Source organism: Pseudoflavonifractor sp. AF19-9AC (assembly GCF_003478995.1).
Lineage (GTDB): Bacteria > Bacillota > Clostridia > Oscillospirales > Oscillospiraceae > Lawsonibacter.
In genome coordinates, this window is the sequence record NZ_QUGI01000001.1 from 87,856 (window position 1) to 106,718 (window position 18,863).

General features: G+C 63.1%; 15 protein-coding genes. 4 read left to right on the top strand and 11 right to left on the bottom strand.

Translation table 11 applies throughout. The features are described from left to right. The 3 genes from sdaAA to DWX58_RS00430 are packed head-to-tail and all read right to left on the bottom strand — an operon-like array spanning window position 1 to window position 3,568. Window positions 1-867, bottom strand: coding sequence for an L-serine ammonia-lyase, iron-sulfur-dependent, subunit alpha (gene sdaAA, locus DWX58_RS00420; RefSeq protein ID WP_118641486.1), 867 nt, complete (start codon window positions 865-867; stop codon window positions 1-3). Continuing rightward, window positions 867-1,541, bottom strand: coding sequence for an L-serine ammonia-lyase, iron-sulfur-dependent subunit beta (gene sdaAB, locus DWX58_RS00425; RefSeq protein ID WP_118640791.1), 675 nt, complete (start codon window positions 1,539-1,541; stop codon window positions 867-869). The genes sdaAA and sdaAB overlap by 1 nt, the downstream gene beginning before the upstream one ends. Before the next feature lie 41 nt (window positions 1,542-1,582). After that, the gene (locus tag DWX58_RS00430; RefSeq protein ID WP_118640793.1) at window positions 1,583-3,568 is read right to left on the bottom strand and encodes a toprim domain-containing protein; all 1,986 of its coding nucleotides are present in this window, start codon (window positions 3,566-3,568) and stop codon (window positions 1,583-1,585) included. A 167-nt stretch (window positions 3,569-3,735) separates the two neighbouring features. Between DWX58_RS00430 and DWX58_RS15165 the strand changes: the two genes are divergently transcribed. Beyond that, complete coding sequence (locus DWX58_RS15165; RefSeq protein WP_158579173.1) at window positions 3,736-4,230, top strand: hypothetical protein; 495 nt, start codon at window positions 3,736-3,738, stop codon at window positions 4,228-4,230. A gap of 118 nt (window positions 4,231-4,348) precedes the next feature. Further along, window positions 4,349-4,891, top strand: coding sequence for a stage V sporulation T C-terminal domain-containing protein (locus tag DWX58_RS00440; protein WP_118640797.1), 543 nt, complete (start codon window positions 4,349-4,351; stop codon window positions 4,889-4,891). A gap of 38 nt (window positions 4,892-4,929) precedes the next feature. Here the strand turns inward: DWX58_RS00440 and DWX58_RS00445 are convergent, their stop codons facing one another. The 8 genes from DWX58_RS00445 to DWX58_RS00480 all read right to left on the bottom strand — a co-directional run bounded on the left by DWX58_RS00445 (window position 4,930) and on the right by DWX58_RS00480 (window position 16,930). Next, window positions 4,930-5,418, bottom strand: coding sequence for a GtrA family protein (locus DWX58_RS00445; protein WP_118640799.1), 489 nt, complete (start codon window positions 5,416-5,418; stop codon window positions 4,930-4,932). After that, entirely contained in the window at window positions 5,418-7,838 is a 2,421-nt protein-coding gene (locus DWX58_RS00450) for a glycoside hydrolase family 3 C-terminal domain-containing protein (protein WP_118640801.1), read from the bottom strand. The genes DWX58_RS00445 and DWX58_RS00450 overlap by 1 nt, the downstream gene beginning before the upstream one ends. A gap of 69 nt (window positions 7,839-7,907) precedes the next feature. Continuing rightward, window positions 7,908-10,817: a glycoside hydrolase family 3 N-terminal domain-containing protein gene (locus tag DWX58_RS00455; protein ID WP_118640803.1), complete on the bottom strand. Its 2,910-nt coding sequence runs from the start codon at window positions 10,815-10,817 to the stop codon at window positions 7,908-7,910. Between the two features lie 205 nt (window positions 10,818-11,022). Continuing rightward, window positions 11,023-12,342, bottom strand: coding sequence for a GHKL domain-containing protein (locus DWX58_RS00460; protein ID WP_118640805.1), 1,320 nt, complete (start codon window positions 12,340-12,342; stop codon window positions 11,023-11,025). Further along, on the bottom strand, window positions 12,342-13,052 hold the full coding sequence (locus DWX58_RS00465) for a LytTR family DNA-binding domain-containing protein (protein ID WP_118640807.1): 711 nt from the start codon (window positions 13,050-13,052) through the stop codon (window positions 12,342-12,344). The genes DWX58_RS00460 and DWX58_RS00465 overlap by 1 nt, the downstream gene beginning before the upstream one ends. Before the next feature lie 163 nt (window positions 13,053-13,215). Further along, window positions 13,216-13,719 (bottom strand): ATP-binding protein, encoded by a 504-nt coding sequence (locus DWX58_RS00470; protein WP_243093200.1) that lies wholly within the window; start codon window positions 13,717-13,719, stop codon window positions 13,216-13,218. A 59-nt stretch (window positions 13,720-13,778) separates the two neighbouring features. Continuing rightward, the gene (locus tag DWX58_RS00475; protein ID WP_118640811.1) at window positions 13,779-14,714 is read right to left on the bottom strand and encodes a membrane dipeptidase; all 936 of its coding nucleotides are present in this window, start codon (window positions 14,712-14,714) and stop codon (window positions 13,779-13,781) included. Window positions 14,715-14,779: 65 nt separating this feature from the next. Continuing rightward, entirely contained in the window at window positions 14,780-16,930 is a 2,151-nt protein-coding gene (locus tag DWX58_RS00480; protein WP_118640813.1) for a Tex family protein, read from the bottom strand. Window positions 16,931-17,088: 158 nt separating this feature from the next. Between DWX58_RS00480 and DWX58_RS00485 the strand changes: the two genes are divergently transcribed. Both DWX58_RS00485 and DWX58_RS00490 read left to right on the top strand, forming a co-directional pair. Beyond that, window positions 17,089-18,033, top strand: a complete 945-nt coding sequence (locus tag DWX58_RS00485; RefSeq protein WP_118640814.1) for a hypothetical protein — start codon at window positions 17,089-17,091, stop codon at window positions 18,031-18,033. A gap of 26 nt (window positions 18,034-18,059) precedes the next feature. Next, window positions 18,060-18,785, top strand: coding sequence for an NAD-dependent protein deacylase (locus DWX58_RS00490; RefSeq protein ID WP_118640816.1), 726 nt, complete (start codon window positions 18,060-18,062; stop codon window positions 18,783-18,785). Window positions 18,786-18,863: the final 78 nt, after the last annotated feature.

Genomic DNA, 18,863 nt, shown 5'->3' on the forward strand with positions numbered 1-18,863 from the left:
TTATTCCTCCCTGTGCATATACTGCTGCCCGAAGGGGGTGGCGGCCAGGCCGCCCTTGCCCGTCTCCCGCAGGGTGTGGGGGAGGGAACGGCCCACCTCGGCCATGGCGTCCAGCACCTGGTCGGGGGGTACCCGGCTTTCAATGCCTGCCAGAGCCATCTGGGCAGCGGACAGGGCGTCCATGGCCCCGATGACATTTCGCTTGACGCAGGGAACCTCCACCAGACCGCCCACCGGGTCGCACACCAGCCCCAGCAGGTTTTTCACCGCCATGGCGCAGGCGTTGGCCATCTGCTCCGGCGAGCCCCCCTGGAGATGGACCAGAGCGGGGGCGGCCATGGCGGCGGCGGAGCCGATCTCCGCCTGACAACCGCCCTCGGCTCCGGAGATGGAGGCCCGGGCGGCGATGACCATGCCGAAGCCGGAGGCCACATACAGAGCCTCGATGAGCTTGTTATCCTCAGCACCGAAGTGGCGGGCGTAGGGCAGCAGCACCGCCGGCAGTACGCCGCAGGCCCCCGCTGTGGGGGCGGCCACAATGCGCTTCATGCAGGCGTTGCACTCCCCCATGCGCAGGGCCCCGGCCATCACTTCGGAGAGAAAGGGGCCGCACAGGGTGTTGTCCTGCCGGGCGTAGTCGGCCATTTTGCCGCCGTCGCCCCCCACAAGGCCGCTCTGGGAGCGGTCCTGGGCGCGGTAGTTCCCGTCGGCCTCCTTCATGGCCCGGAGCATCCCAGCCATTTTGGAGAGGGACTCCTCCCGGGAAATGCCCTGGCTCTGACAGTCGGCCTGCAGGATGGCCTCCCACAGAGGAAGCCCTTCCTCCCGGGCGGATTCCAGCATCTGGTGAATGGACGTAAACTCAATCATTGGGCAGCCTCCTCCGTGGGGGTGTAGCGGCTCACCCGGAGGATGCCGGGCAGAGCCCGGATCTCCCCGGCGGCCTCCTGGGGAATGGGCTGGTCGCACTGGATGACCATGACGGCGCTGCCGCCCCGACCGCCCCGGTTTAATTGAAGGGTAGCCACGTTGATGCCACGGTTTGCCAGCACGCCGGTGACCTGGCTGACGCAGCCGGGCTGGTCGCTGTTGTGGACCACCAGGGTGGGCAGTTCCCCGCTGAAGGAGGTGTCCAGCCCATCCACCTGAAAGACCCGGATGCGTCCGCCGCCGGGGGAAGAGGCGCCTACCTCCAGCCGTCCCCCCTCCGCACCCTCCAGGGTGATGAGCACGCTGTTGGGGTGGACGTCCCGCAGGGTGCAGGTGCCGAAGGAGAATTCCAGTCCCTGCTCCTTGGCCAGAGCAAAGCTGTCCGGCACCCGGCTGTCGTCGGGGGCCAGCCCCAGAAGGCCGGCAATGAGGGCCTGATGAGTGCCGTGGCCCTTGCCGGTGGAGGCGAAGGAGCCGTGGAGCAGCAGCTGGGCCCGAATGGGCTTCTGGGCCAGCAGGGCCCGGGCCACCCGGCCGATGCGCACAGCCCCGGCGGTGTGGGAGCTGGAGGGGCCCACCATCACGGGCCCCAGAATGTCAAAGAGGTTCATGGACACACTCCTTACCAAAGCAAATAAGGGAAAGCAGGCGGTCAACTGATGTCTGCCAGGTCCAGATATTTATACCCATTGTCGGCAATATGATTCTTCCGCCCGGTGAGATCGTCGCCCAGCAGCAGGTCAAAGACCTGAGCGGTGCGCTCCACGTCCTCGGGCATGACCTTGATGAGACGGCGGGTCTCGGGGGACATGGTGGTCAGCCACATCATCTCCGGGTCGTTCTCGCCCAGACCCTTGGAGCGCTGGACGTCGTATTTCTTGCCCTGGAGGGTGGCCACAATGTCATTTTTCTCCTTGTCGGAGTAGGCAAACCAGGTCTTTTCCTTGCAGGTAATCTCATAGAGGGGAGACTCGGCGATATACACGTAGCCCTCCTGGATGAGGGTGGGGGTGAGGCGGTAGAGCATGGTGAGGATGAGGGTGCGGATCTGGAAGCCGTCCACGTCGGCATCGGTACAGATGACCACCTTGTTCCACCGCAGGGCGGACAGGTCGAAGGCGGCCATATCCTTGGCCCGCTTGTCCTTTACCTCCACGCCGCAGCCCAGCACCTTGAGAAGGTCGGTGATGATCTCGCTCTTGAAGATCTTGCCGTAGTCGGCCTTGAGGCAGTTGAGGATCTTGCCCCGCACGGGCATGATGGCCTGGAACTCCCCGTCCCGGGCCTGCTTCACGCTGCCCAAAGCCGAGTCGCCCTCTACAATATAGAGCTCGCTGCGGGTCACGTCCTTGGTGCGGCAGGGGACGAACTTCTGCACCCGGTTGGAGATGTCCATGGAGCCGGTGAGTTTCTTCTTGATGTTCAGCCGGGCCTTCTCCGCCGTCTCCCGGGAACGCTTGTTGATGAGCACCTGCTCGGCGATCTTCTGGGCGTCCTGGGGATTTTCGATGAAGTAGACCTCCAGCTGGGCCCGGAGAAACTCGGTCATGGCCTCCTGAACAAACTTGTTGTTGATGGCCTTCTTGGTCTGGTTTTCGTAGGAGGTCTGGGTGGAGAAGTTGTTGCTCACCAGCACCAGGGACTCCTGAATGTCGTTGAAGGTGACCTTGCTCTCCGTCTTGGTGTACTTGTTCTGCTGTTTGAGCCAGGCGTCAATGGCGGAGACGAAGGCGGAGCGCATGGCCTTCTCCGGGGAGCCGCCGTGCTCCAGCCAGGAGGAGTTGTGGTAGTGTTCGATGATTTGGACCCGGTTGGAGAAGCAGAAGGATACGGACAGCTTCACCTTGTACTCCGGCTTGTCCGCCCGGTCCCGGCCGCGGCGCTCGGTCTGCCAGAACACGGGGGTGGTGAGGGCGTCCTCTCCGGCAAGCTCCGTGACGTAGTCCACGATGCCGTTTTCATAGCAGAAGTCGGTGGTCTCAAACTTGCCGGGGGTGGTCTCCACCTTCAGGCGGAACACCACGCCCGCGTTGACCACGGCCTGGCGCTTGAGCACATCCTGGTAGTACTCCACGGGGATGTCAATGTCGGTAAAGACCTCCAGGTCGGGCTTCCAGCGGAAGGTGGAGCCCGTCTTTTTGCCCCGGTCCGTGGGCTCCTTCTGGAGCCCGCCGATGTTTTCCCCCTTCTCGAAGTGGAGGGAGTATTTAAAGCCGTCCCGGCGGATGGTGGCGTCAAAGTATTCGCTGGCGTACTGGGTGGCGCAGGAGCCCAGGCCGTTGAGACCCAGGGAGTACTCGTAATTGTCGCCGTCGCCGCCGTACTTTCCGCCGGCGTACAGCTCACAGAAGACCAGCTCCCAGTTGTACTTCTGCTCCTTCTCGTTCCAGTCCACCGGGCAGCCCCGGCCCTGGTCCTCCACCTGGATGGACTTGTCCAGGTAGCGGGTGACGGTGATGAGCTGTCCGTGGCCCTCCCGGGCCTCATCGATGGCGTTGGACAGAATTTCAAAGACCGCGTGCTCGCAACCCTCCAGGCCGTCGGAGCCAAAAATAACGCCCGGGCGCTTTCGGACGCGGTCAGCGCCTTTCAGGGCGGAGATGGATTCGTTGTCGTAGGTGGTTTTCTTCTGGGCCATGTTGTTCCTTCCTCACTCTTTCAAACATGTGCAATGTGCGCAACTATACAGCATAATGATATCAAAAGATGAGGTCGAAAGTCAAGGAATTGGGGGATGGGAGCGGGGAGGCGGGAGTATAAATCGGGAAAAAATTCAAACACTGTCCCTATGTAAGGGGGCTCGGTATGGAACAATTTTGTGTGGTGGAAGAGGATGAGGGAATTGGCCGGGCCATCCGGCAGGGCCTGCGGGGACGGACGGGCCGGGGCGGCGTCAGTGCCAGCCATCCCACCCTTTTGGTGGTGTCGCCCCAGGCGGCCCGGCGGGGTCTGCAGCTGCCGGCGGCCTGCCGGACGGTGCTGCTGCCGGGGGACGCGGGGCAGCTTCTGGAAGGGGTGCGGGCGGCCAGCGCGGTGAGCTACGGCGCATCCCCCCGGGACAGCCTGACCATCTCCAGCCGGGAGGGAGACCGGCTGTGGGCAGCGCTGCAGCGGGAGCTGGTGACGGTGGACGGACAGGTGGTGGAGCGGCAGGAGTTTCCCTTGGAGGTCCCCAAGGGGACCCGGGCGCTGTCCGCTCTGGCCATAGCCGGGGCCCTGCTGCTGCTAGGCGTGCCGCCGGAGGAGCTGGAGCCGGGGGGAGGAAGCAGGACAGAGGGCCGAAAGCGGATGGGGGAATAAACCGGCGTATCTTGTCAGCTGGGAAACAAATCCAGACAAATTCCTGCATATCCCATCTTTTCCTGCGGATACTAAACTCTGCTTCCTAAAATTCACAGCCATTGGAGGAATTTATGATATGAAGGCAACAGGCATTGTGCGCCGCATTGACGATCTGGGCCGGGTCGTCATCCCCAAGGAGATCCGGCGAACCATGCGGATCCGGGAGGGCGACCCGCTGGAGATCTACACGGACAAGGACGGCGGCGTTATTTTTAAAAAGTATTCCCTCATGGGGGGAATCACGGAGTTTGCCGGTCAACTGTGTGACACCCTGAACCGGACCACCGGCCACCTGACCATTATTACCGACCGGGACAACTGTATCGCCGCCACGGGAGCGCCCCGCCGGGAGCTTTTGGAGCGGGCCATCTCCCCGGAGCTGGAGCGGCTGATGGAGGGACGGCAGATCTATCAGCACAAGGCGGGGGAGACCGCCATTCCCCTGCTGGCGGAGGACAGACGGTTTTCCCTGTCCACAGCGGCCCCCATTTTGTCAGAGGGCGATGTGCTGGGCTGCGTGGTGTTTGCCAGCCAGGGCGAGGAGCCCGAGGGCGGCGAGGTGGACTACAAGCTGGCCCAGTCCATTGCCGGCTTTCTGGGCCGCCACATGGAGGGATAAAAAAGGACCCCGGACGTGTGATCCGGGGTCCTTTTGTGTTATTTCTTTTTCATGATGACGAACTTCATCATGGGGTAGTTGATGGCCACCTGCAGTACGATGTTCACCACATTGGCCACCGTGGCGGAAAAGCCGCCCAGATAGGGGGTCAGCACGGGGACCAGGTAGCCGGGCAGGGCCACGCTGATGATGCCGGCCACCACCACGGTGAGAATATACCAGCCGATGGTCTTGCTGATGTCGATGGTGGCGCCGAAGACCAGCTTGCGCTGGACAATATAGTTGACAATCTGGGCGCATACATAGGCCAGCAGGAAGGCCAAAAAGCCGCCCAGCCCCCCGGAGGCGGAGGAGGTGTAGTCAAAGATAAAAAACTGGAAGGGCTCGGTCATGGAGCCGAACAGGAAGGCGGAGGAGAGCCACAGAACCACGAAGTTGGTTACCGTGGCGCAGTTTGACAAAATATTGAACAGAATGAACTCCCACAGGTCGGGATGCTCCTTCTTCCACTTGCGAAAGGCTTCCATCAGATCCCATTTCTCCTCTCATGTTTCAGCTTGCGGCCGTCCCGCAGGCCGCGGATGACGCCGCCCAGTCCCCGGAAGAAGTGTCCGTTGACGATGAGCAGGATGGAGCGGGCGGTCTTCTCCGTGGCCATGCCGCCGGTCATCTTGGCGATGCCCCGGAAGGGCATGTTGCACACGAAGAGGATGTTCAGGTCAGCCGAGCGGCCTGCCAGACTCTTTTCCATCTTGCCCACGATGATCTTGCCGGCCAGACGGGCCAGGGGATTTCTGGCGTCGGGCAGGCGGAGCAGGGCGTCGTTCCAGCCCAGAGGGGCCTTGGGGTCCCAGTGGCTTTCGGGCAGGGGACGGCCCAGCAGAGCCTCAAACTCCTGGCTGCCCACGGTCTCCACGTGGCCGCTGAAGTAGGAGGGCAGCTCCTTGGAGTCGTAGGGCAGGGGGGCGCCGGTGCCCTCCACGGTGAGGGAAGCGGTGAGGCGGATGTCCTGCACGCTGGCGCCCACCTGGACGGAGTACTCGCCGCCCTCCACCTCCCAGGAATTGGTCTTCACGTTGAAGTAACGGAAGGCCTTGTCGTCCAGGGGGATGGTGACGGTGCGGCTCTCGCCGGGCTCCAGGAACACCTTGGCAAAGCCCTTGAGCTCCCGGGCGGGGCGGAAAATGCCGCTGTTCACGGCGGAGAGATACACCTGAGCGATCTCCCCACCGGCGCACTTCCCCGTGTTGGTGAGGGTGAAGGAGACAGCGTCACGGGAGGCCTTCAGGTCGGAATAGGCAAAGGTGGTGTAGCTCAGGCCGAAGCCGAAGGGGAAGCGGACAGCCTTGCCCACCGTTTCGTAATAGCGATAGCCCACATAGATGGACTCCCGGTATTCCGCGGTGCGCTGGCGGCCGGGGAAGTAGGTATGGTTGGGGGTGTCCTCATAGCAGATGGGGAAGCTCTCCGCCAGCTTGCCGGAGGGATTGACCGCTCCGGTGAGCAGGTCGGCTATGGCGCCCGCCCCGGCCTGGCCGGACAGGTAGCCATGGATGAGGCCCTTGCACTGGTCCACCCAGGGCAGCTCCACCGCACTGCCGCCGGAGACGACCACCACCAGGTTGGGGTTGGCCTCGGCCACGGCGTACAGGAGCTTCTCCTGGTTGGCGGGCAGCCGCATGTGCTGGCGGTCCATGCCCTCGCTCTCGCTGATCTCTGTGAGACCCAGGTAGAGCAGCACCACGTCGGCGTTCCGGGCGGCGGATACCGCGCTGTCCAGCAGCGCCTGGTCCTCCTTGCCGTCCCGGCGGTAGCCCTGGGCCTGGCCGGTGATCTCCAGATCGCAGGCCCGCAGGCAGTCGATGGGCTTATCCAGCTTGGTGGGATTGACCACCGAGGAGCCGGCCCCCTGATAGCGGGGCTCCAGGGCCATGTCGCCCAGAACGGCTACCCGGGTGCCGGGGGCCAGGGGGAGGATGTCCTCCTCATTTTTCAGCAGTACGGCGGTTTCCGCGGCGGCCTTGCGGGCCAGGGCGTGGTGGGCCTCCACATCAAATTCCTTGGGGCCGTCGCCGGTGGCGGCGTGGGTGGAGAGAACCACGTCCAGCAGCTCATCCACCCGCTGGTCCACCTCGGCCTCCGTGAGGGTACCGGACTCCAGGGCGGCAAAGATCTCCCGGTCGCTGTCGCCGCCGGTGCCGGGCATCTCCAGGTTGCCGCCCGCCCGGACCGCCTGGGCGTGGTCGTTGGAGCCGCCCCAGTCGGTGACCACAAAGCCGTCAAAGCCCCACTCCTTCCGCAGTACATCGGTGAGCAGCCAGGCGTCGTCGTTGGCGTAGGTACCGTTGATGCGGTTGTAGGAGGACATAATGGACTTGGGGTGGCCCTCCTTCACCGCAATTTCAAAGTTGGTGAGGTACAGCTCCCGCAGGGCCCGCATATCCACCACGCTGTCGCTGGCCATGCGCAGCAGCTCCTGGCTGTTGGCGGCGAAGTGCTTGGGGCAGGCGGAGATGCCGTTTTCCTGAATGCCCCGGATGAGGGCGGCGGCCATCTTGCCCGAGAGGTAGGGGTCCTCGGAGTAGTACTCAAAGTTTCGTCCGCCCAGGGGGTTGCGCTTGGTGTTCAGGCCCGGGCCCAGCAGCACGTTGACCTGCTGACAGGCGGCTTCCTTGCCGATGGCCCGGCCGATCTCTTCTGCCAGGTCGGGGTTCCAGCTGTTGGCCACGCCGGCGGCAGTGGGGAAGCAGGTGGCGGGCTGACTGGCATTGAGGCCCAAGTGATCGGAGGCCCCCAGCTGCTTTCGAACCCCGTGGGGGCCGTCAGAGAGGTACATAGCGGGGATGTCCTGCTGGGGAATGGGGTAGGTGCTCCAGATGTCCCGCCCGGACAGGAGGGCCACCTTTTGTTTTAACGTGAGGGCTTGAATGAGTTCCGGATGCTTCATGGCGTCCTCCTTGTGATTGGCCGGCAGGCCCCTGAGGAAGGGACCTGCCGGTGAAAATAGGGGTGGGTGTTAATTCTGGGTGTCATCCGTCTCGGTGGGAATGACGGGCTCGGACTGAGCGATGGTGCGGGACTTTTTCAGGATCGCCACGGCACCCAGCAGCAGAGCGGCGGCAACCACTACATCGATGACGATAGCGGCAATCTGCCAGCCCTGGAGGCCGCCGCCAGAGAGATTGGCGGGGTCATAAGCGCGGGAATTCACGGTGGTGTACAGGATGTTCTTGCAGGCCTGACGCATGGCCAGCACAGAGGTAGCGCTGGTGGTGTCGGTGACATGGTTGGTGGCGGTGTCATAGGCAACCAGCATGCAGTCGGTGCCGCCGCGGATGGCCTGGTCAGAGTCCATATAGGTGGAGTTTCCGAAGTAGTCGGTGAGGACGAAGCCCTGGAAGCCCCACTCGTCCCGCAGGACGTTGTTCAAAAGCTCGGTGCAGGCGCCGGCCCAGACGGTGCCGATATAGTTGAAGGAGGACATGACCGCCTGGCAGCCGCCTTCCTTCACAGCGATCTCGAAGGGCTTGAGGTAAATCTCACGGATAGCCTGCTCATTGGACCAGGTGCACAGCATCACGTCGCGGTTGGTCTCCTGGTCGTTGAGAGCGAAGTGCTTCATATAGGCGTACACGCCGTGCTCCTGGGCACCCAGGATGGCGCTGGCCGCCATCTTGCCGCCCAGAATGCCGTCCTCGGAGTAGTACTCGAAGTTACGGCCGGCGAAGGCGGAGCGGTGGGTGTTCATAGCGGGGGCGTACCAGCCGGACACGCCCATTTCGTCGGCCATCTTGCCGATGCGCTCGCCAAAGTCGTTGGCCAGATCCACGTTCCAGGTGGCGGCAATCATCACGGCGGCGGGGAAGCCGATGGAGCCCTTGCCGGTGAAGTTGTTGTTGATGGAGGCAGGGCCGTCACAGTCGATGGTCTGCACCTTGCCAATGCTGGAGATGGCGGAGGTCTGGTAGCCGCCGATGGCGATGAGGGTGTCCATCTCAGACACGGTCATCTGGTCCAGCAGGGAGTCCCACTGGGGGTCGTCATAGTCCACGCCGCGCAGGTCGGACAGGGTGAGGCCGTTCTTGGCGCTGGTGGTGGGCATGACGTCGTCGGGGTTATTGAAGTTGTTGGGGTCGTAGTTGCTGTTATTGAGGAAGGTGGCCTTGGCCTCGTCGCTCATGGAGTAGCTGGCGGGAGCAGCGGTGGCCTCGGCATAGTTGGCAAAGCCGTCGGCACGGCTGAGGTAGGTCACGTCGCCCTCGGCAGCGGCAAACTGATTGGTGGCGGCCACCGCGTCGGTGGAGCGGGCATTGTCCTCGCCGTAGGTGATGGTATCGGCGACGTTGTAGGTCTGGGAATCGATAATGGTGTGGGAATCGGAGTTGATGGAGATGACGTAGTCACCGGCCTCCAGCACGTAAGCGCCGGCGCCGTAGGTGTCATAGGAGGCCATATCCTCCACGTTGAAAGAGAGGGTCAGAGTCTGGGAAGCGCCGGGCTCCAGCAGGTCGGTCTTGTCGAAGGCGATGAGGTTGGCGCTGGCCTTCTCGATGCCGCCGTTGGTGTAGGGGGGATTGTAGTAGACCTGGACCACGTCCTTGCCGGCCACATCGCCGGTGTTGGTGACGGTCACATCAAAGGTGATGGTGCCGTTGCTCTCAGAGATGGCACCCATCTCCTGGGTGAAGGTGGTGTAACTCAGGCCGTAGCCAAAGGGATACTGGACGGTGGCGTCATAGTCAATGAGGCCCTCGGCAGCGGCGGTCTCATAGAACTTGTAGCCCACATAGATACCCTCGTTGTAGTTGACAAAGGTGGGGGTGGCGCCTTCGATCTCAAACTCGCTGACGTTGTCATAGGCGAAGTGGCCGAAGTTGTTCCAGGTGGGGGTAGCGGTCAGGTCATAGACATAGGTGTCCACCATCTTGGCGGAGGGGTTCACATTGCCCACCAGGATCTCGCCCAGGGCGTTGAAGCCGGTCTGGCCGGGGCCGGCCATCACCAGAGCGCCCTTGATGGAGTCGTACTGGTCCAGCCAGCCCAGCTCCATGGCGTTGGCGGCGTTGATGACCACGATGACGTTGTCAAATTCGCTGGTGACGCGCTCCACCATGGCGATCTCACGGTTGGAGAGCTCCAGGTAGTGCTTGCTGGCGTCCAGGTCGTCGGTCTGGGAGCTCAGGCGCACGCCGGAGGCGCCCCAGGTGCCGCCCTCCTCAAAGGTGTCCTCGCCGTCGTAGCTGGTGGGCAGGTCGGCGCCCTCACCGCCGGAGCGGGAGATGACGATGAGCGCGGTGTCGGAGAACTCCTTGGCATTCTCGAAGATGCCGGCGGCGTCATACTCCTCCATGGTGGGCTCGGGGATGGTCCAGTCCTGGCCCCACATGCCCACGGTGGGCCGAGAGTCGCGGAACTGGGTGTAGAAATCGGAGATGGTGGTGTTGTACTCAATGCCGGCGTTGCTCAGACCCTCCAGCAGAGAGACAGTGGGATAGGAGTCGGACAGGCCGCCGGAGCCGGTGCCGCCGTAGACGGGGTTGGTGGAGGACCAGCCGAAGACGTTCAGCTTGGTGTTGCTCAGGGGCAGGGCACCCTCGTTCTTCACCATGACGATGCCCTCTTCGGCGATGGTCTGGCACAGCTCGTTGGCGGAGGCAGCGGTCTCCTCGGTGACGGAGCCGTCGCCCATAGCCAGGGAGATGAGGCTGCTCATGGGGCCGAAGCAGATGAGGTTCACGGTGACGGCAATGGCCAGCACCATGGCCAGGGCGGCCTCACCCCGGACCAGGAACTTCTTGGAGCGGGACATTTTGCTGGCACCGATCATGGCTGCGATGGCCAGAATCAGCACCACGCCCAGCCCGATGAGATAGGGCTTGACGGTGTTCAGGACGTTTAAGACGTCCTCAATGTTGATGGCTAACATTTCATCAATCCTCCTGCAGTGTAAGTTCAGCCGGCATACGCGCGTCCGGGCTGAGTTCTGTACCGGATTTTAACCTGTTTTTTACCTCGGTGAACGCATTTCTCGCAAACTGTCCGATTTCCACCGTAAATTGTATCCAGATAACTGCGATTTACACAAAAAGAACCCGTGCCATTTGACAAATCAAACAACACGGGTTTTTCTGCTATCCCGCTGTGACTTGGGGCTGGGGGAGAAGCACGTCCAATTCAAACCAGTGGTCCTTTACACTGACGGAGATGGAACCGCCGTACTTCTGGGCGGTGTAGCGGATGGATTTGAGACCATAGCCATGATAGCTGGTGTCCCCCTTGGTGGTGACGGGGAGTCCGTCGGCAAAGGTGGGCTCGTCCGGACAGTAGTTTTCAAAGCGCAGCAGCACAAATCCCTTCCGGGCGGACACGGTCACATGGATGAGCCGCTTCTCCTCCTGGGGGATGGAGCGGACGCACTCCATGGCGTTGTCCAGGGCGTTTCCGAAGATGGTGCACAGGTCCATGACCTCCAGAAAGGAGAGCAGGGAGCCGTCGGCCACGCAGGTGAGCTGAATATGGTCCTGAACGCAGGAGAGGCTTTTGCTGGTGAGCACCGTGTCCAGCACCGAGCTGCCCGTCTTGTTCTGGGCCTCGTAGGTGCGGATCTCCTGCTCCATCTGGTCCAGGAAGGCAGTGCGTCGGTCCGCGTCGTTCTCCGCCCGCAACAGGGCGATCTGGTGCTTCAGATCGTGGTATTTTCGGTTGATGAGGTCGATGCTCTCCTTGGACTGCTGGTACTGGGCGTACTGGGTTTGGAGAATGTTCTGGATGGCGTCCAGCTCCCGGCGGGTGTGGAACTGCTGGCGCTGCAGGTGGTAGGCGCAGAGAATCACCAGGCCGGCCAGATCCACCAGAGTGCGGATGTTGTAGATCTCCGGGACCAGGGAGGAGCTGAAGGGAGTGTTGGAGTAGACAAAGCTGAGGTTGCTCACAAAGAAGGCACTCAGGGCGATGAGGGCCACGGAGCTCAGCTCCACCGGGGTGACGGCCAGAGGGACAGGAGAGGACATACGCCGTTCCAGATGCCCGGCCAGAGCAAACACCACCAGGTAGGTGGCGGCCATGAAGACCCAGGACAGGACGGTGCTGTACCGGTTCAGCCGATAAGCAGTGTAAAAATAGAGCTGCCACTCCAAAGAGGCGGCAAACTCCGCCAGAAGGAAGGCACGCACCGTGCAGTACCCCGCGGAGAGGGGGGACAGGTCGGAGCACACCCAAATGAGCAGATACATGAGGCCCACCGCCGCTGCCATGGCCGGGATCCAGAAGACAACCGGCAGGGGGTCGGTCACCTCCAGGAAGATGCACTGGACCACCAGCGCGCCCCCGCAGGCCAGCGCCAGCCGTCCGCCGGACAGCCGCCGGGGAGAGGAGAGAATAAAGAGCAGACAGGACAACCACTCGGCCAGGGCGGTAAAGAGCCGGGGAATGTTGGGAAAAAGGTCCTCCATTATTTGCTCACCCCGCCTGCATAGCCGGCCAGCGCCTCCAGAAAGGCGTTCTTTCTGGGGCGGCTTACCACCAGCCGCTCCCCCTTTACCAGGGCGCAGCCATCCTGAAAGCCGTCCACATGCTCCAGATTCAACAGATAGCCCTTGTTGCTGCGGAAGAAGCCCAGGGGAACCAGCTTTTCCTCCCACTCCCCCATGGAACCGGCGGAGACATGGTCACCGCCGGCGGTGTGGAAGACAAGCCGGTGGCCCTGACTCTCCAGGTAGTAGAGCTCACCCGCGTCCAGTTTCAGCGCACCGCCCTTGATGGGGACGGTGATGAAGTGCCGCTGACGGGTTTTCATCCGACGGATGGCCCGGGAGAGCCGCTGGGAGAGGGCAAAGTAGCTCACGGGCTTGAGCACGTAGTCCATGGCGTCCACAGCGTAGCCCCGGATGGCGTACTGAGCCATGTTGGTGATGAAAATGATGACCACCTCGGGGTCCTGGCGGCGGATGAGCTCGGCGGCTGTCATTCCATCTAGGAAGGGCATCTCCACGTCCAGAAGGATGATGTCAAACTGGGCCTTGTAGCTCTCGACCAGCTCATCCCCGTCGGAGTAGGAGGTGACCTCCACGGCCAGGCCGGACTCCCGGCTGAAATCCTGAATATAGCCCTGCAGCTGTTTGGCGTACGAAGGTTCATCCTCCGCAATGGCAATTCGAATCACGTCCTGCGCCCCCTCTCCAGACCTCAAGTTTCACCTTAGTATAACAGAAAGAGAAATGACCGTAAAGAATCAAATGGGTTGGAAATGCTGCCAAAGGAGAAGAAATTTGATGAAAAAAGTCCGGAAGCCCGAAAAAAGGCTTCCGGACCGGAACGGCCGGGGTTCAGCGGGAAACGGGGCCCAGTCCCGCCAGGGGATTGGGGTCGGTCCGGTCACGGAGCATGGCCTCCACCTCGTGGCGTGGACAGCGGCAGTCTCCCTCGCCCCGGCGGTAGTAGGTACCGGTAAAGGGGTCCTCCCCCAGGTAGACCGGCCGGCGTCGGAAGTCCGCCCGGGGCACAAAAATGGCCACAATCGGATTGTGCCCGCTGCTCACAATCTGCACGTCCTCGGGCTGAAGAATGTTGGTGCTGACCACCTTGGGGTCGTTCACCATGGACCAGAACTCGTCCACCAGCTCCTGAGGGTCGAAGAGGGGAACGGAATAGAGGGATTTGTCGTCCCCTTCCGCCACCCCCAGCAGAATGACACCGCCCAGGGTGTTGGCAAAGGCGGAGTAGGTCTCCCACAGGCTGTGGGGCAGGCCGCCCTGGGCCCGTTTGGCCTCAATGCGGTTGTCCTCCCGGTAATCGGACAGAAAATCCAGTGTATCCAGCGTGTCCCGCACAGCAATCGCCCCCTTTTTTCCAGTATAGCCCGGGGTGAAGGGAGCTGCAAGGGCACGGTTCAATTTTTGGCGAAAAAGTCCAGGGCATTGCGCCATAAAATCCGCTCCGCCGCCCCGTAACCCAGCTGATTGGCCAGAACGGCGCCCAGTTGGGGTACCTTCTCGCAGCCGTCCAGGCAGGGGGGCAAATCGGCCCCGTCAAAGTCGGAGCCCAGTCCCAGGGAGTATTCCCCGCCCAGGTCCAGAATATGCCGGGCGTGGCGGAGCAGGTCGTCAAAGCTGGCCTCGCCTTCCGAGCGCAGGAAGGGGGAGTAGTAGTTGAGGCCCACGAGGCAGCCACGGGCGATGAGCTCCCTCAAATGTTCGTCGGTGAGGTTCCGCGGGTGGGGACATATGGCCCGGGCGTTGGAGTGGGTGGCCAGAAAGGGGCGGCGGGCCACATCCAGCACATCCCGGAGCCCGCCGTCGTTGAGATGGGACACATCCAGGAAAATGCCGCAGTCCTCCAGGGCCCCTATCGCATCCCGGCCCAGGGGCGAGAGCCCCTCCTCCGTCTCATGGCCGGAGCCCAGGGCGTTTGGCCCGTTCCAGGTGAGGGAGGCGATGCGCACGCCGTCCCGGCGGAGCTCCTCTGCCCGACTGAGGCCGCCGCCCAGGAAGGAGGCGTTTTCCACCGTAAGGATGAGGGCGGTTTTCCCCTCTGCCCAGGCCCGCTCCACGTCCTCCGCGGTGCGGCAGGGGAGGGCGCAGGCGGAAAAAAGCTCCATCTGGCGGAAGAAACGGTCCCGGTGGAAGCGGTAGTACCCCCAGGCCTCCTCCTCCGTTAAACCGTCGGGGATAAACACCGCGCAGCACTGACACCAGCGTACCCCACGGGGGATTCGGGACAGGGCGAAAGCGGAGGCCGGGTCGATGAGCGTATCCGGGCAGCGGGTGGGATCCATAAAGGCGGTTAGGGTGTCGCAGTGGAGATCGAAGACAGTACAGCTGGGCATGTGGGGGCCTCCTCCAATTCAACATTACCGTATTGTATGTCCTGCGGAATGGAAATGGAACCAGCTTACTGCGGCTTTTTCATGGTCAGGCTGATGCGCTTTTTCTTCTCATCCACGTCAATGACCCAGACGGTGACCACGTCGCCTACGCTTAACAGCTCCGAGGGGTGCTGCACTCGCCGGGGAAGCTTGCTGATGTGGACCAGGCCGTCCTGATGGACGCCGATGTCCACAAATACGCCGAAGTCAATGACGTTGCGCACCGTGCCCTTGAGCTCCATACCCGGCTTCAAATCCTTGGCCTCCAGCACGTCGGTGCGGAGAATGGGGGCGGGCAGCTCGTCTCGGGGATCCCGGCCCGGCTTCATCAGCTCCTTGAGAATGTCCGCCAGGGTGGGGGCGCCCACGCCGCAGGTCTCCGCCAGGCGGTCGAGACCCATCTCCTCCGCCTTCTCCTTCAGTCCGGCGATGTTCCCCGCCTTCACATCCTCCAGGGTGAAGCCGCAGGCCGAGAGCAGCTGCTCCGCCGCGGCGTAGCTCTCCGGGTGGACGCCGGTGTTGTCCAGCACACTCTTGCTCTCGGGCACTCGCAGGAAGCCCGCACACTGCTCAAAGGCCTTGGGGCCCAGCTTAGGCACCTTCAGAAGCTGCTTGCGGGCGGTGAAGGGGCCGTTTTCCTCCCGGTACTTCACCACGTTTTTGGCGGTGGCGGCGGTGAGACCACTGACCCGCTGGAGAAGGGAGGGGGAGGCGGTGTTGGCGTCCACACCCACCGCGTTGACGCAGTCCTCCACCACCCCGTCCAGGGCCTCGCTCAGCCGGGCCTGGGGCATGTCGTGCTGGTACTGGCCCACGCCGATGGCCTTGGGGTCAATTTTGACCAGTTCTGCCAGGGGATCCTGAAGGCGCCGGGCGATGGATACGGCCGAGCGCAGGTTCACGTCGTACTGGGGGAACTCCTCTGCGGCCAGCTTAGAGGCGGAGTACACCGAGGCCCCCGCCTCGCTGACGATCATGTAGCTGAGCTTGCCACCCAGCTGGCGGATGAGCTCCACCGTCATCTGCTCGGTCTCCCGGCTGGCGGTGCCGTTGCCGATGGCGATGTGCTCCACCCCGTGGCGGCGCACCAGCTGAGAAAGCTTGGCGATAGCCTCCTGCTTCTGACGCTCTCCGTGGGTGGGGTAGACTACCGCCGTGTCCAGCACCTTGCCCGTGCCGTCCACCACGGCCACCTTGCAGCCCATGCGGTAGCCCGGATCCAGTCCCATAGTCACCTTGCCCTTCACCGGGGGCTGCATCAGCAGGGGCTTTAAGTTCAGGGCGAACATGTGGATGGCCCCCTCGTCGGCCTGCTCGGTGAGGTGGGCGCGGATCTCACGCTCCATGGAGGGGCCGATGAGCCGGTCGTAGGCGTCATCCGCCGCGGCGCGGACGAAGTCCATGGCCGCCGCCCCGGGTACAGCGCCCCGGCGCACCGCCACGTGGGCGGTCTCGGGGTCCAGAGCCACGGAGACCTTCAAAACGCCCTCCCGCTCGCCACGATTGACGGCCAGCACCTGATAACCCTGAATCTTGTGCACCGGGCACTTGAAGTCGTAGTAGAGGCGGTACACCGTGTCCTCCGGCTCCTTGTCCGCAGCCTGGGACACCAGCAGGGCCCGGCGCAAATAGAGCTGGCGCAGGTCCTTGCGGATGTCCGCGTCGTCGGAAATTTCCTCGGCGATGATGTCGCTGGCCCCCTGAAGGGCGTTCTCCACCGTCTCAGCCCCCTTCTCTGGGTCCACAAAGTCTTTTGCCGCCTCCTGGGGAACCACGGCGGGCCCCTTGTCGAAGAGCAGCCGGGCCAGGGGCTCCAGGCCCTTCTCCCGGGCGATGGTGGCCCGGGTGCGGCGCTTGGGCTTGTAGGGGCGGTACAGGTCCTCCACCTCCGCCAGAGTGGCGGCGGCGTCGATGGCGGCGGCCAGCTCGTCGGTGAGCTTCTCCTGGTTCTGAATGGAGGACTTGACCTCCTCCTTCCGGGTCTGGAGGTTTCTCAGGTACTGAAGCCTATCGTAGAGCTGGCGCAGCAGCTGGTCGTCCATGGAGCCGTGGAACTCCTTGCGGTAGCGGGCGATGAAGGGGATGGTGGCGCCCTCATCCAGGAGGGTGACCACATTTTGTACATGCTCCGGGGAGCGTCCCAGCTCCCGGGCCAGTGTCTCAACAATGATGTCCATAGCAGTCTCCTTGGTGAACATGATATCCCTGACAGTGTAGCGGAAAACGGGAGAAATGTCCAGCGGGGAGGGGGTGCTCCAAATTGCGTCCCGGGAAAAAACGTGCTATAATGGCGGCAAATAGAGGCGGCAGGTCCGCCGGGAGAGGGGAAGCGGCGATGCGGTCATTGGAGGAACTGGATCGGGAGTTGAAGCAGACCCGGCAGGCCCTGGCGCGGATCCGGAAGCTGGAGGCAGAACTTCCGGAGCTGGAGGCACAGTTGGCCCAGTGCGGCCAGGCGGAGGACGAGACGCGGGTTGTGCTGGCCCGGGAGCAGGCGAATGTGGAGGAGCTGGAGGGCGTGTCCCTGGCCTCCTTCTGGGCCCGCCTGAAGGGAGACCGGGAGGAGCGGCTGGACCAGGAGCGCCGGGAGGCACTGGCGGCCAAGGCTCGCTACGACGCGGCCCGGCGGGACCGGGAGGATTTGGAGCGCCGCCTGACTTCGGCCCGGCAGGAGCGGGACAGCTTGCTGCTCCAAGAGGACCATTACCGGGACCTGCTGCAGGAGAAGGAGGATCTGCTGCGCCGGACCGGAGGGGAAAAGGCCCGGGCGCTGATTCAGCTGGAGGAGAGCGCCGGAGAGGTCCGGCGGCAGATGCGGGAGGTCCAGGAGGCGGTCTCGGCGGGCACCAACGCCCGGTGGGCGCTGGAGGAGATGGCCTCCGCCCTGGACAGTGCCTCCGGGTGGGGCACCTGGGATATTCTGGGGGGCGGCATGCTGGCTACCATGGCCAAGCACAGTGCGCTGGATGACGCTCAGCGGCTTGGAGACCAGGCCCGGCAGGCACTGAGCCGGTTCCGCACGGAGCTGGCCGACGTGTCGGCAGTGGAAGTGCCCGATGTGGAACTGGGAGGCTTTGCCGCCATGGCGGATTATTTGCTTGACGGACTGTTTGCCGATCTCTACATCCAGGGGCAGATTTCCGATGCCCAGGCCGGAGTGAACCACAGCCTGGAGCAGGTGAATTGGCTCCTCAGTAGCCTGGACCTGGAGGGAAAACGGCTGGAGGAGGAGAGCAAGCGGCTGGAGGGGCAGCGGGAGGAGCTGCTGGCTGCCTGGTGAGACCTGTTGAAAGGAGTGGGAAGGAAATGGAAGGGGAACAAAAAATTTTACAGCAGTGGATTGACGACAGCCGGGCCATTGTCTTTTTCGGCGGGGCAGGCGTGTCCACAGAGAGCGGGATTCCGGACTTCCGCAGCGTGGATGGGCTGTATCACCAGAAGTACGACTACCCGCCTGAGGAGATTTTGAGCCGCAGCTTCTTTGACGCCCGTCCGGGAGAGTTTTACCGCTTTTACCGGGACAAGATGCTCTGCCTGGACGCCCAGCCCAACCCCGCCCACCGGAAGCTGGCGGAGCTGGAGGCGGCGGGCAAGCTGCGCTCGGTGGTCACCCAGAACATCGACGGTCTGCACCAGAAGGCGGGCTCCAAGCGGGTGTGGGAGCTCCACGGCAGCGTCCACCGCAACCGCTGCATGCGCTGCGGCAAGCCCTACCCGGTGGAGTTTATCCAAAACAGCCAGGGTGTGCCCACCTGCTCCTGCGGCGGCACCGTGAAGCCGGATGTGGTGCTCTATGAGGAGTCCCTGGACGGCCGGGTGCTGGAGGGGGCGGTGAGCGATATCGCAAATGCGGATATGCTCATCATCGGCGGAACCTCCCTGGCGGTGTACCCCGCCGCCAGTCTGGTACACTACTACCGGGGCCACCGGCTGGTGCTCATCAATAAGAGCCCCACGCCCTACGACACCCACGCTGACCTGCTCATCTCCGCCCCCATCGGACAGGTGCTGGGAAGCATCAAAGTCCGCTGAATCCGATCCCTGAGGCCGTCCCCTGGTGGGGCGGCCTTTTCCGTGGCAGAATGCAGATTGTGGGGCGGGGGAGGTTAT